Genomic DNA, 13,851 nt, shown 5'->3' with positions numbered 1-13,851 from the left:
GCATTGGGCCCTCGGCGCTGACGGAGGCCATGGGCATGCTCAACCACCATTTCGCAGCAGCCGCCTGATCGGCGCAGAGCGACAGCCTACCTCTGACTGCCGCCAATCTTTGCAACAGAGCCGTATTACTTGCGTCTGTTGTGGATCGACGACGGTCAAACGCAAAAAGCCCTGAGCCGCCGCAACAACGTAGCCGAAAACACGACCACCGCGGTAATTGTCGCGATGGAACGGGCCGGCTTGGTCACCCGGAAGCGGGATCCCGCGGATCGACGAAGGTCTATCGTACGGCTCACTGGAAAGGGGCGCGCTTTGCGCCCAAAGCTCATCCCGTTCGCCGATCACGTGAACGACATCGCTCGGCAAGATATTCCCGAAGCGGATCTCGCGGTCTGTCTCGATGTCCTGAAGAGGATGTCCGGCAATCTGGAACAAGCTTTCTTGGCTCTCACCGAAGACAGGAATTTCGATGAACCCGGGGCTTGAGGGTCCTAAACTGATGAGCGAACACTCTGATGTCTTGATCGTGGGTGGCGGCCATGCTGGCGCCCAAACAGCCATCGCGTTGCGTCAGCATAGCTATCAAGGCACAATTGCTATTGTCGGCGATGAACCGGACCCACCCTACGAACGGCCCCCACTCACCAAGGATTATCTCGCTGGCGAGAAGGCGTTCGAAAGATTGCTTATTCGCCCCGAGTCCTTTTGGCAGGGCCGCAGCGTGGTCTTGCTGTTGGGCCGGCGCGCGGCCAAGGTCGAGCCGCAAGCGCATCAGGTGGTGCTAGAGGACGGAAGAGTTCTCTCCTATGGGAAATTGGTCTGGGCGACGGGTGGGATACCACGCAGGCTCGCCTGTGCCGGGAGTGAATTGAAAGGCGTCCACGCGGTACGCAACCGCGCCGACGTCGACCGCATGATGAGTGATTTGGCGACGAGCGGGACCATAGCCGTGATCGGAGGCGGCTACATTGGACTCGAAGCAGCGGCGGTTCTCGCGAAACTCGGTAAGAAGGTGACCTTACTCGAAGCGCTCGACCGCGTGCTTGCGCGTGTCGCCGGCGCCGACATTTCGCGCTTCTATGAACAGATTCATCGTGCCCATGGGATAGATTTGCGCACAGGCGTCGCGGTGGATCACATCATCGGTGAGGGCGCCGTCACCGGCGTGGCACTGGCGAATGGGGAGGTGATCCCAGCAGACATGGTGATCGTCGGAGTTGGCATTCTGCCGTCGATCGCGCCGCTCGTCGAAGCGAACGCCGAAGCGGACAACGGTATCGTCGTGGACGAGTATTGTCGCAGCAGCCTCGCCGACATCTACGCCGTCGGCGATTGCGCGGCGCATCGCAATCGCTTTGCCGGGGGCGCGCAGGTACGGGTCGAATCCGTACAAAATGCCAACGACCAGGCCACGACTGCGGCCAAACATATCGCTGGCGTTGCTGAACCGTATGCCGCGATACCCTGGTTCTGGTCGGACCAGTATGATCTCAAGCTGCAGACAGTAGGCCTTTCGATGGGCCACGATGACACGGTGCTGCGCGGCGCTCCCTCCGAATGTAGCTTCTCGGTGGTCTATCTGAAGGACGGCAAGGTGATCGCGCTCGACTGTGTCAATGCCGTGAAGGATTACGTCCAGGGTCGAAAACTGATTCTGGAAGGAGCAACTCCCGACAGAACTCTGCTCGCGGACCATAACGTGCCGCTTAAAAGTATCTAATGCAAGATCCAAACCGGTTATCAAGCGCGATGGTGACTGGAATGCGGGCTGGGTTTTGTAGTCCTGCGCGGCAAAAGGAAGAGTTGCAAAAGGTATTGCTGGCTTCCGATAAGCAAGCTAGCGTTCAAAACGCGCGTTCACCACCAATTTCAGTTCGATTGACCGAGGCGGGTAAGCTAACCGCTCTCAGCCGGTGCCGGTGAAAGAAGGTGCTGAGCCCAGTTGGCTTGCGGAACATAAAGGCGCCCAAGGAAGTTTCGTTGCTATAAGCGAAATGCGGCGCCCGCTTGAAGCGGGATTACCGATTAATCGTGATTTGAGAGCTTGGCTCACCACACGGCTATTTCGATCGTAGATTGCAATGGTTTGAAGCCCTCCTATCGATCGACTTTTAGTCCACGCTCATCTTGCGTGCAGTTCGACGCCCGCTGTAGACGTGCGGCGGGACACTCTCAGCGAAGAGTCAGCGCCATTGTCGGAAATGTGCATCAGCTAACGCGCTTTCAGCGAATGTTTCCGGCGGAGATCAAGCCAAACTATTCGATCATACCGTTGGTTTCGTGATGGATGGCGATGCTGCGCTCGAGCCACGAGTCTCCACTTTGGGGCGAGCGTAGTGGGACGCGGACAAACGCCCCCTAAAACAGAGACTTCTGGAGAAGAGTGAGGAACCGGAATCGGCAGGCGGCTTGTGAGCCCGACATCAAAGCGACCCTCGCGTCCGACAATACTCGACTCCGCCCGAACTTCAGCTGAACGGCTTTTGTTTGACAGGGCCGGCGAGGACAATGGTTCCTCTAACAGAGGCGCGGTCAGCCCGTGCCGGCACGGATGAAGAGCAACCAGGTCAAGGCTGGAGCGGTCAGGATCATCGCAAGTCCCCAAATCAGCATCGCGCGGAATAGAGCTGGCCGCTCTTCTTCAGGGGCGTTTGCAAGCGTGAGCGCTCCAACCGTAGAAAAGGGGGTTGAGTCCACCACGGTAGCCGAAATCGAAAGAGCGACTATCATGCCCGTGATACCGACCTCACCTTGTGAGAGAAGAGGCACTGCCAGCGGGATGAGAACACCAAGCAGCCCGGCGCTGGAGCCCACGGCTGAGGATACCGCCCCCACCATGCAAAGCAGGAACGCTACAAGCAGGGGGGCGCCCGCCTCGGCGATCCCTCCTCCGATCTCAGTTATGGTACCAAACCTCTGCAATGCGCTAACGAACGTCACCACGCCGCAAATGAGGAGGACCACTGACCAAACGATCCGGCGATCTGCGAGGGCTACACGGCTCGGAAAGCAAAGGTGCAGGAAGGAAGCTGCGAGCAGGGCCAAGAATCCGATATCTATGTCGTAAATCAACGCGCCAGTCCCCACTCCCAAGATGGCGGCTAACGTAACCATCTGATCGGGTCGGAGGGCAACGTCCTCTGAAGCAACCAAGGCTTCCGTAGAACCAGCCGGCCCAACCTCCTCCTGCTCCCTTGCCAACAAGACCGCGGACGCGCCGAGGTCCGCGACGACAGGTGCGGGTCCAACGGCAACAACAGCCCGTCTGCGCAAGAGCAGGGCGGGTCCTCCGAAAAGGAGGTAGATGACCACGGCGAGGGCAATGTTGTACGCCGCATTACTAAAGAACAACTGAGCCGACGAGAAGTGTAGTCCACCTACCTCAGCGGCCGCCTTGACTATAATAGCCAGCCCGTTCAGCGGCGAGAAATTCCCGAGCGCCGAGCCATGCATGAGCATCAACGCCGACATTCGGCGATCGATATGATAGCGTTCTCCGAGATTAAGACACAGCGGCGCTAGCATGGCCACAGCCGCCGGACCGAGCGCCCCGGCTGCGCTCGGGATGGCAGCTACGCCGAAGATGAGCCATGGGACGGCCCCCGGCCGGTCTCCCAACAGCTGCGCAGCTCGCTCAACAAGCCATTGAATGGTCCCATTTGAGGAGGCTATTCCAAATAAATAGGTCACCCCAACCAGCAATACGAACAGGTCGGCCGGGAACCCGGATAGCAGCTCGCGGCTATTTTCTCCGGCAACCAGGCTTCCCACCAAGTATGTCGCAACCAGGCACAGGACGCCTAAGTTAACCGGCCTCAAGGTCCCCACAACAAAGACCAGTACGAGCGCCGCAATGCCAATAACATGGATCGACACGCAAGATTCTCCTTGTGAGGTACCAAGACATGGCGCCGAAATCCACGCGGCCAACCAACTTCTGAACCATCTACTCCGCCGTACTTCCTAACGGCATCAAATGACCGAGGCGTTATTAATAACCTCTGCCTCGGGACTCCTCAAGACCGTCGTCGTAAAAGCTGACTCTGGTCCGTGTCCTTTCCAACCCCTCCGGAGAGAACACGTTGTCTTCCGCCGCAAATACCGGATCGTGCATATTGTGCGTGATGGGACATTTCGACGCCTTCGTTCTAATTCGGTTATCGCAATCTGCGTGCCTTAGAAAGCGCGGGCGCCCGGATCGGACGCCCGCGCCGTTATCGATAAATACCGTCAGTTGTTGGGCGCCCAAATGCGGGCGTATTGTCCCTGCCTATACGGATTATAGTCCATAAAGCGAGCCGTCGTATCGGTATCGAGCGCGGCAGCGCGCTTATTAAGCTCAGCCGGAGTTGTACCCGGCCATTTGCCGGTATCGAGCCGCTTCATCATGGTATCGATGGCTTCCAGCTGTTCAGCCGTGCTGAAATTGCAGTGGCCGGTCGAATTGACATAGGCGGTCCGCACCAAGTCTTCCTTCCCATGCCTTTTTACCTCGGCTTCGTAACCTTCCACAAGGCTGGGCGGAATCTGGTAGTCGGCTACCATGTGGAGGCGGAGAACCGGAATCTTCGGATTGCCGTCGGTAGTCCGGCCCGGCTGTTTCCAGAAGTCCAGCGCATATGGCGAGGCTTTGATTCTCGGAGCACCGTTAACCTTGGCGATGTCGGCGTCCAAATCAGCACCAGCCTTTTTATAAAGTGCACGAACGGCAGCCTTGAGGTGCGGATTCCCCATCTCAAATACTTTCGCATAATCTACATTGTCATTCCACGATAGCTGCTGTCCATACGCCGCATTCTCGAACATGACACGGGCTTCGCCGCCCGGGCTGGAGGTGATCATATCCGCCGAGTAGTATATACTCTTTTGTAGTTCTTCCGGATTATTCAAATCCGGGCGTGTTACCTTGTCGCTCATCCACGCTGGCCATTGGCCGATCGTAAAGGCAAGCACTAGTTGGGCGCGGCCTTGCGGCGACTCCTGCGCTATCCTGACCGCCTTGCGCCATGCCGCCGGCACGTCACCTTCCAATCCATGAGCACTGGCATGCGACGAACCATCATTAGGCATGCCCGTAATCGCAAGATCTTCCATGTTGCCGCCTGCCGCGACGTAGCCCGGTCCAATCAGCGCCTTGAGAGCGAACCAGCCGTCAAAGAAGGAGTTCATAAGCCAAACGGGCGTGTGCGCAGCCAGCGCAACGGAACCATCGATACGATCCGAAAAGTCCTCGGACACGGCGAGTGTAACATGTCCTCCGCCCGAGCACCCCATCTGGATGACGCGCTTGGGCTTACCGAAATTTGCATCCACTTTGTCGAGAACCAAGTCGAGATTTGAGATCTCACGCCTCGGATCATATTGGTACATCCGCATGACATGCCGCGCCGTACCTGCCAGAGCATATCCCCGATTCAATATAGCGTCCTTCGGGTTCGTCGGCGACTCTGGGGTCCAACTAATCCCGAGCGAGCTCGCGATGTCGAGATCACGGATCAAGACGCCGTTCCAATTATTCGGCACCCGTATGATATACGAAGTGCCGTCCGGAAGAGTTCCCCGCTCCTCTTTATACGCCGCACCGGTCACTACCGAGTCAGAAATTTGCCCGCTATTTCTCATTCCGCTTCTCCTATAAAGCTGCCTCATTTTGGTCATGAGGGCACAATTACCCGGCGGTTCCTCATGCCGATCTGTATATGAATGAAAGAGGCGAGAGCGCCGCCCGGGTCACCGCGCGGCGCTAATCACATCAACGGAAACGATTGATGAGATTAATACCGACCGTTCGCGGCTGCAATCGGTTGGCGCTAAAGATGCCTCCGGAGGTAGCGCCGGCGCCCATACCGGTGATGGCATCTGAATTGAGCAAATTGTCAACGAACAGATAACCAGCCCATGCGCCATCCGGCGATTGAACGCCCGCCCGGAAGTTCACAAGGCCATAGCCGCCAATCTGGCGGAAGTAACGGTCAGTCCTTGATAGGGTGTTGTTCGTGCTGCTGTTATAGCTGGCGTCGAACCGGACTAGCCCCTCAATGTTCTCATTTACCGCCCAAACATACTCTGCTTGACCCCCAAGGTTCCACTTGGACACACCGGGCAAGCGATCTCCCTTTCGGCCGACGGACACGAGCACTTCGCTAGTCTGATCCTCAGTGAGCTTGGCGTCGACGTAGCCGAGATTGGCGCTCAGTGAGAAGCCGATCATCGGCGTGGTGTTCAGCTCGACCTCGAGGCCCTTGATTCGAGCTGCCCCGGCGTTCGAGATGAACCCGAAGACTGCACCGGCGCCGCCGGTGGTGCCAGATACCTGCATATTGCTCCAGTCGATCTGATAGCCGGTCACGTTGAAATACATGCCCGGCATTAGCCTGGTCTTCGCGCCAACTTCGTAGTTCCAAAGGCCGTCTGAGGTGTAGCCCGAAAGAGCTATAGGCAAACCAATCGCTTGGTTAGCACCGCCCGGGCGAAACCCCTGCGCTGCTTGCGCATAAACCATGACATCGTCGTTGAACTCATAGGCGACGTTAAACTTTTTGACGACGCCGTCTTCTTCAACGCTCACCTCCGAATACGGTGTGGCTCTGGATCCGAAGTGGATTGAGCCTACGTCAACACGGCCTCCAACGACGCGCTTGTAATCGAAATAGCGCAAGCCAGCCGTGAGTGTGAGTTTGTCGAAAAGCTTATAAGAGAGCTCGGCAAAGGCCGCCTTCTGTTGAAGCGTGTCGTCGATGGTGCGGTCGAATAGGATGTTTGCCGGGGTATAGGGTTCAAGCCTGCCAGTTGTGTGATTGCCGGCTCTGGGCGTTGAGCGCACAACCGAATTCCTTTCGGAACTGAAGAGGCCAACGGTCCAGCTAAATGGACTATCGCCGGATGACGCCAGCCGAATTTCGTTTGTCCAGTTCGTCACCTTCGCTGGCTGGTATTGATTCATATAAGTGTACCGCTCCAGATCACTCATGTAAGAGGCAAACTGGTCGGCGCTGCAAACCGCTGCGTCGCTGCCGAGCAAATAGGTGCCGCAGCCGCCCGGCAAGCGACTGCCGTCAAGCGGATTAGCATCAGTGCTCCGTGGGCCATTATAGCCGCGCCAATTAACAGTATTGCTCAGGTCGCTAATGTTGGCACGCCAGCGATCGAAATAGCTCGTGACCGCTGTTAGCGTCATAAAATCTAAATCATAGTTGACTGTCGCGCTGTAATTTGTGCTCCGATCGTGAAAAGCAGATTCTGTACGTTCATTTGTAGTATACTTAGGCAATAAGTTACCGAACATATCAGTATACTCGCCGCCGGAGCTGGCTGTCTTGACCTTACTCATGGTAGATATTGAAATCAGCCGTCAATCGCTCCGTTGGCATCGCTCGTACGAGAACGCGGCCGCCAAAGCTGTTGCCGTCATTAATGTTCTTCCGGTCATAGCGGATATTGTCGATGTATCCGGGAAACTGATTGTAGAATCCGACAACACGGATCGCGAGCTTATCCTCGACGATTGGCATATTTATCATGGCGTCAAGCGAGCCGCCTAACTTACCGCCGCGGGGAAGGGCCAGCTTACCGTTAACTGCGGTTTCCCAGCGATCTGCCTTGGGCTTCTCATAGATGATACGTATTGTGCCGCCCATTGAACCGCTGCCGAACAGCGTGCCCTGCGGGCCACGCAGGACCTCCGCCCGCTCCACATCGAACAGGCGCAGCTCCGGCGTCGAGCCACCTGCGTCGCTGGCTGTTCCAACCGAACCCGAGACCGGTGATTCATCAAAATAGACGCCTACGGTCGGCTCCCCGGATGCCCGGACCCCGCGAAGGATGACGCGCCGTGCGCCAGGGCCGCCGCCCGTCATCACCAAGCTGGGGGCGTTACGCGTAAGGTCGGTCATGCTGACGTTGCCGCCGCGTTCCAAGTTAGCGCCGGTCACGGCCGAAATAGCCAGCGGAGTATCCTGAAGCCTGGTGTCGCGCCTCAGCGCCGTGACGACGATTTCGCCGCCCTCTTGGATCTGCGAACCACCGGAACCGGCATCCTGCGCCTGATCTTCTTGAGCTAAATTGGCCGTTCCTTGAGCGTAAGACGGAACGACGAAGAATGATGCAATAGCAATGGTGGAAGCTGCACGCATCATACAGCTAAACGCCGTGGCGCCGCGAGTAGTATTCATATTCCCCTCCTCTGAAGTTTTTGATTTATAGTTGATCAAATATTCTGATTCGCACCTCAAGGCATCATCTCTCGAATAGATCCGACGAAGGATCTGAAGAGAGCGTATTTATAGTAACTACGTTTTTTGTGATCGGGAAGATCGGACAGCAATGTTTTTTTAGGGAGCAATCCTCGCGCAATACAGAAATACGGGCGAAGTTAGTTAAGCTGCATCTCCAGCTCGTAAAGATCGCAGCTGAGCAAATCGTTGCCTTGCGTAGCAACCTAATTACGATGATACAATCATATTTGATCCGGTTTTCCAAAGTAAATCAGCACAAGCGATCATCACAACACCCTCCATCCATCTTCCACTTAGGGCGAGTACATTTGGCGCGCGTCAAATCCATTTGACGCGATACACTGCAGATCTCTGTCAGCCCTAGCGAATCGCCATGACTGGACGTTCCAGTCCGTATACATCTAAATAGAAGTAATTCAAGCCCCGATGATGAGATGGTCTCCACGCCCGTGGCATTGGCGTATTCCGAGGGAAGGTCAGCGAACATGACCCACGACGAGTTTAATCTCGAGGGAGCACTTGGCGGTCAAAGCGGTCCGCCAGATGCAGACGGCCGATCTGATGCGTCGGTTTGCCTGAGCGGGATCAGTCGAGCTGGTGCGACGCCGGCCGCTGGAGCGTCGGGCTCTGCGGAATATAAGGCTGCTGCTCAAATGGCCCAAAAGGCTGAAGAGCGGCTCGAGCTCTTATGCGCGCCAAATCGATCGAATTGTCCGGCTCGAGCCTATTGAGCGAGAAGTGCCCGATGCCAACCCTGTTACTAGGCCAACGCCGGGAGCTGTTCCTGACCGCTCGTCACACCTGCCCCGGGAACGGCGCTGGGCACGCACACTTGATAATCAAGCCCAATATCAGCTGCGGGAGCACTTTGGGTGATGCGGCCGACCGATACGAAGCGGACTCCCGTTTCCGCGATCGCGCGTATCGAATCCAGACGAACGCCGCCCGATGCTTCGATCGGTACTCTTCCGGCGACCTGCACGACGGCGCGCCGTAGCGTTAACAGGTCCATGTTGTCGCACAAAAGGCTGTCGGCGCCGGCTGCGAGTGCAGCCTCGATTTGTTCCAAGTGGTCGACCTCAACCTGCACCGGCAGGTTCGCAATCGCCGACTTGGCCCGCTTGACAAGAGCCTCAACGGTACCGGCGACCGCTATATGATTGTCCTTGATCAGTACGCCGTCATCGAGCCTCATGCGATGATTGCTGGCGCCGCCCATCCGTGCCGCGTATTTCTCGACCGCCCGCAAACCGGGAATAGTCTTGCGCGTATCGAGAAGGATGCAGCTGGTCCCCGCGATCCGGTCCACGTACTGACGCGTCATCGTGGCGATACCGCTCAAGTGTTGAAGGGCATTGAGCGCCGATCGTTCTGCCGCGAGTATCGGCAACGCAAGACCGGTGAGGCGCAGCAGCGCGGTTCCGGCGGTTAATCGTTCGCCGTCCGAGGCCAGACGCTCGATACGAACGGCCGGATCGAGCTTTTGGAAGAACGCTTCGGCCAACGGTAAGCCGGCGACGACGATGTCATGACGCGGGGTCAGCACAGCGTTCAGCCGCGCGTCCTCCTCGATCGTAGCCTGGCTGGTGATGTCGCCATTGGTGCCGAGATCCTCAGCCAGCACCATGTTGACGAATTGCGTAAGCGCCGATTTGGAAAGGCCCACGACACCGCCATCCATTATGCGCCAGCTTCGGCTGCTGGGCGGTATCCCACTTTGCCTGCTTCGTTGGATATCGCGCGTTCTTCATCCGAGACGTTGAGCACGCGCCAGTCGTCTCCTTTGGGTACCATGCCTTCGAACGACATGAGCTTCGCATGGGGAACACGCGGCTCGACCGTGCCGATGGCGGGCTCCCCTTTTTCGACCGCCTGGGCGGCTCGGTACATTAGAGTTCTGAAGGTGAAGATCGCCTTGTCGCTTGAACCAAGCCGGTCTTCGCCGCGGTCGGCGATCGGTCCCATCGATTCCCACATTGCCATGTCCTGTGCCGGAATGCCGTAGATGCCGGTAAAGTCGCCTGCTTTCATCAGCTCGCGATCCTGGAGGTAGTTGTTTTCCCGATTGCGCACCTTGTTGAAGGTTGTCGGCTCGACATCCTTGCCGACCTCGGCCCCGCAGAACGTTCGCCATGCATCCTGTGCGATGCCTTTCGTTGGGTGCCAGGCGATCCAGTAAAACATCGTGTTCACGTCATCGATGGGCACCAGCATCTGCGAAAGATGATACTGGTCGTTCGACGGGATGTGGACGGTGTAGGGTGCCACGAAGAGGGTCATACGCACGTAATCCTGCTTGTCTGCATCCACGATCGGTTTGCGGATTGCGGCGTAGCGAAAGCCGAAGGACGTGCGGTCGACTTCGATCCGGGGCGCCTTGTCGGCCGAAGGCCGCAGCCACGCGATGTCGGTCGCTGTAGAACCAGCTACATCGCTCGCCGTGGGCATGTTGGACGAATGGAGGCTCGAACTGTGCGCCGAATCGATCGACCCTTCGAGAATTTGCGCCCAATTGCACCCGCCGTGCATCTTGACGATGCTGATCTTGTCCGCGGGCGCGGCGCACCAATTGGGTGGATCGAATGGGGCAACGGCGTCATCAGCGCCCAGCCAGACCCAGACGAAGCCCCCCGCCTCCTCCACCCGATAGGCTTTGGTCTTCATCGTCGCACGCAGCTTTGCGTCAACGGGTTCGGAAGACATGTCGACGGCATTGCCGTCCACATCGAACTTCCAGCCATGATAAAGACAGCGCAGGCCGCACTCCTCGTTCCTTCCGAACGCAAGCGAAGCACCGCGATGGGGACATGCTTCCTTGAGCGCGCCGATCCGGCCACGGGTATCGCGAAAAACGACAATGTTCTCCCCCAGCAGCCGCACGCGGAGCGGTGAACTGTCGCGTTCCGCAACCTCTTCGATCATGCACGCAGGAAGCCAATGCTGACGCATCAGCCGGCCCATGGCGGCATTACCCTCCACGCGACACAGGAGCTCATTCTGCTGGGGAGTCATGCTTCCCTCCTCTAATCGACTGACATACAAGCTCGCAACGAAGCAGCCCTTGCCAATACATCTATATGGAACTAACTGACCAATCAAGACATGAATGCTTGGCCGCAAAATAGGATTGACGCACATGGAAAGCAGGCAACTGCGACTCGCGATCATTGGGCTCGGACGGGGGTTTATGCTCACCCTTCCTGGCCTCGCCGCGCATCCCGGCGTCCGGATCGTTGCGGCATTCGATCCTCGGCCGGATGCAGCGCAGCAGTTCTCCAGGGCTTACGCTGCTCGCGCGTTTTCCGATCTAAGGACAATGCTCGCCGCCAGTGACATCGATGCCGTCTACATCGCCTCGCCGCATGAGTTTCATGCCGAACAATGCCTGGACGCGCTTCAGGCGGGCAAGCATGTGCTGGTGGAAAAACCGATGGCGATCAACCTGCGTGAAGCGGGGCGTATGGCCGAAGCGGCGCTTGCCGCTGGGCGCGTTCTCATGGTCGGCCCGAGTCATGGGCTGGATGCGCCGGTAATCCGTGCCGCCGAGCTAATCCGCTCGGGCGAATTGGGACGCATACGCCTCGTAACGGCGCTCAACTTTACGGATTTTCTCTACCGTCCGCGACGCCCCTCGGAGCTCGACGACAGTAGCGGCGGCGGCGTCGTGTTCAGCCAGGGTGCCCACCAGATCGATGTCGTACGGCGCTTGGTGGGCCAACCGATTGCGAGCATCCGATCGACGACGGGCGTGTGGGATCCAGCCCGAAAGGCGCAAGGCGCCTATACAGCATTCCTGGCATTTGAAGGCGGCGCCGCCGCGACGCTGACCTATAGTGGTTATGCGCACTTCGACAGCGATCAGCTGGTTGGCAACATCAACGAGCTCGGTCGGCCCAAAGCGGCGGGCGGATATGGCGAGGCGCGCCGACGGTTGGCGGATGCCGGCGCGACCGGTGAGGCCGCACTCAAGCAATCTCGCATGTATGGGTTGGCCAGCGCCGCGTCCCCGCCCGCGCATGACCTGCTTCACCACGAGCATTTCGGCTTCCTACTAGCGAGCTGCGAACGGGCAGATCTCCGCCTCTTTCCCGACCGCATTGAGATTTCTAGCAATACCGAACAGCGCGACGACGTGCTCAAACCACCGGCAGCGCCCCGCTATGATGCCATTGACGCCTTTATTCGGGCAGCCTTGGGAGGCGAGCAGCCGGTCCAAGACGCCGGCTGGGGCGTGGAGACGGTCGCCTGCTGCGAGGCAATCGTCCAATCGGCCGCGCTGGAGCGCGAAGTGACGATCGACGAGATATTTCAGGCCAGCGAATTGTCGCGATCGAACTTTAATGGAGCACGGTGATGTCACGACTTCCGCTTTCCCTCGCTTGCTGGGGCTACGATCGGACCGCTGCACTCGCTGATGGGCGCGTTCGCCCGGAGGGAATCGACCTCAATTTCCAGGTGCTCGACGTCGAGGAGACGTTCTTCCGGATGCTGCGCAACCGGGAGTTCGATGCGGCCGAACTGTCCATGTCATCTTATTGCGTCACCCTTGGGCGGGACAATCCGGCGTTCGTCGCGATTCCCGTCTTTCCTTCCCGTTTCTTCCGTCATTCATGTATTTTCATTTCGGCGAGCTCCGGCATCCAGAAACCTGCAGACCTGGTCGGGAAGCGCATCGGCGTACCCGAATACCAGATGACCGCCCCGGTCTGGATCCGCGGAATCCTCCAGGACGAGTACGGGGTCGATCCAGCGTCCGTAACCTACCACACCGGCGGCGAGGAAGAGCCGGGCCGCGACGAAAAGCTCAAACTCGATTTGCCCGCGAAATTCCAGGTCGATCCGATCCCGGCGGACCGGACCCTTTCTCAAATGCTGGCGAACGGCGAGATCGACGCGCTCTACACTGCGCGGGCGCCGAGCACTTTCTATACCGCGCCCGAAAAGGTGCGGCGCCTGTTTCCCGACTTCGTCGAAGTGGAGAAAGGCTATTTCCGCAAGACGGGTATCTTTCCTATCATGCACGTGGTCGCACTGCGCCGCGACATCTATGAAAACAATAGGTGGATCGCGCAGGCGCTTTTCAAAGCATTCGCGCAGGCCCAGGAGCTTGCGTACCAGGAGCTGCTCGTTTCCGCTTCGCTGAAGACAATGCTGCCCTGGCAAATCGCGGCCGTCGAAGACGCGATCGCGACAATGGGCCAGCGCTGGTGGCCCTACGGCGTTGAAGCCAATCGCCATGTGATCGAGCCATTCCTGCGTTATCACCACGAACAAGGTCTGTCCTCGCGCCTGCTGGCGGTTGATGAGATGTTTGCGGCCGAAACCTTCTCTGAATTCAAGATCTGACCGATGCACAAGGCTATCGATGAACAGGTTTCTCCAATGAAATTGGCGCCTGAGGTCAGCCATGGCTTCAACACGCGCCGGGCACACCGGGCTTTCGACCGGCTGCTCAATGCCTATCTTCAACGCGAAAGTCTCGCGACCGGCTTTTGGGGCTCTGTTGCAAAGATTGGCGGCAGTCAGAGGTAGGCTGTCGCTCTGCGCCGATCAGGCGGCTGCTGCGAAATGGTGGTTGAGCATGCCCATGGCCTCCGTCAGCGCCGAGGGCCCAATG

General features: G+C 58.1%; 11 protein-coding genes. 5 read left to right on the top strand and 6 right to left on the bottom strand.

The window, feature by feature from the left end; translation table 11 throughout:
- Nucleotides 1–129 precede the first annotated feature (129 nt).
- Complete coding sequence (locus tag GQO94_RS20200; protein WP_198046081.1) at nucleotides 130–486, top strand: MarR family winged helix-turn-helix transcriptional regulator; 357 nt, start codon at nucleotides 130–132, stop codon at nucleotides 484–486.
- Between the two features lie 13 nt (nucleotides 487–499).
- Nucleotides 500–1,720, top strand: a complete 1,221-nt coding sequence (locus GQO94_RS20195; RefSeq protein WP_156843187.1) for an NAD(P)/FAD-dependent oxidoreductase — start codon at nucleotides 500–502, stop codon at nucleotides 1,718–1,720.
- An 812-nt stretch (nucleotides 1,721–2,532) separates the two neighbouring features.
- On the opposite strand, the gene GQO94_RS20190 is transcribed toward GQO94_RS20195, so the two are convergent.
- The 6 genes from GQO94_RS20190 to GQO94_RS20165 form a co-directional block, all read right to left on the bottom strand.
- A complete protein-coding gene (locus tag GQO94_RS20190; RefSeq protein ID WP_156843184.1) occupies nucleotides 2,533–3,876 on the bottom strand; it encodes an SLC13 family permease in 1,344 nt (447 codons plus the stop codon).
- A 354-nt stretch (nucleotides 3,877–4,230) separates the two neighbouring features.
- Nucleotides 4,231–5,622, bottom strand: a complete 1,392-nt coding sequence (locus GQO94_RS20185) for a hypothetical protein (RefSeq protein ID WP_156843183.1) — start codon at nucleotides 5,620–5,622, stop codon at nucleotides 4,231–4,233.
- A gap of 130 nt (nucleotides 5,623–5,752) precedes the next feature.
- Nucleotides 5,753–7,330, bottom strand: coding sequence for a TonB-dependent receptor (locus GQO94_RS20180; protein ID WP_156843182.1), 1,578 nt, complete (start codon nucleotides 7,328–7,330; stop codon nucleotides 5,753–5,755).
- The gene (locus tag GQO94_RS20175) at nucleotides 7,323–8,171 is read right to left on the bottom strand and encodes a TonB-dependent receptor plug domain-containing protein (protein ID WP_156843181.1); all 849 of its coding nucleotides are present in this window, start codon (nucleotides 8,169–8,171) and stop codon (nucleotides 7,323–7,325) included. The genes GQO94_RS20180 and GQO94_RS20175 overlap by 8 nt, the downstream gene beginning before the upstream one ends.
- Before the next feature lie 823 nt (nucleotides 8,172–8,994).
- Nucleotides 8,995–9,915: a carboxylating nicotinate-nucleotide diphosphorylase gene (nadC, locus tag GQO94_RS20170; protein WP_156843180.1), complete on the bottom strand. Its 921-nt coding sequence runs from the start codon at nucleotides 9,913–9,915 to the stop codon at nucleotides 8,995–8,997.
- Nucleotides 9,915–11,402: a Rieske 2Fe-2S domain-containing protein gene (locus GQO94_RS20165; RefSeq protein WP_232333056.1), complete on the bottom strand. Its 1,488-nt coding sequence runs from the start codon at nucleotides 11,400–11,402 to the stop codon at nucleotides 9,915–9,917. The genes nadC and GQO94_RS20165 overlap by 1 nt, the downstream gene beginning before the upstream one ends.
- 19 nt (nucleotides 11,403–11,421) lie before the next feature.
- Here GQO94_RS20165 and GQO94_RS20160 point away from each other — a divergent pair, with 19 nt between their 5' ends.
- The 3 genes from GQO94_RS20160 (at nucleotide 11,422) to GQO94_RS20150 (ending at nucleotide 13,766) form a co-directional block, all read left to right on the top strand.
- On the top strand, nucleotides 11,422–12,588 hold the full coding sequence (locus GQO94_RS20160; protein WP_232333055.1) for a Gfo/Idh/MocA family protein: 1,167 nt from the start codon (nucleotides 11,422–11,424) through the stop codon (nucleotides 12,586–12,588).
- A gap of 101 nt (nucleotides 12,589–12,689) precedes the next feature.
- On the top strand, nucleotides 12,690–13,580 hold the full coding sequence (locus GQO94_RS20155) for an ABC transporter substrate-binding protein (protein WP_232333054.1): 891 nt from the start codon (nucleotides 12,690–12,692) through the stop codon (nucleotides 13,578–13,580).
- 3 nt (nucleotides 13,581–13,583) lie between these two features.
- Entirely contained in the window at nucleotides 13,584–13,766 is a 183-nt protein-coding gene (locus GQO94_RS20150) for a hypothetical protein (protein WP_156843177.1), read from the top strand.
- The last annotated feature ends 85 nt before the right edge of the window (nucleotides 13,767–13,851 follow it).

Source organism: Novosphingobium aquimarinum (assembly GCF_009746585.1).
GTDB lineage: Bacteria > Pseudomonadota > Alphaproteobacteria > Sphingomonadales > Sphingomonadaceae > Novosphingobium > Novosphingobium aquimarinum.
This window is presented reverse-complemented; position numbering and strand designations above follow the sequence as displayed.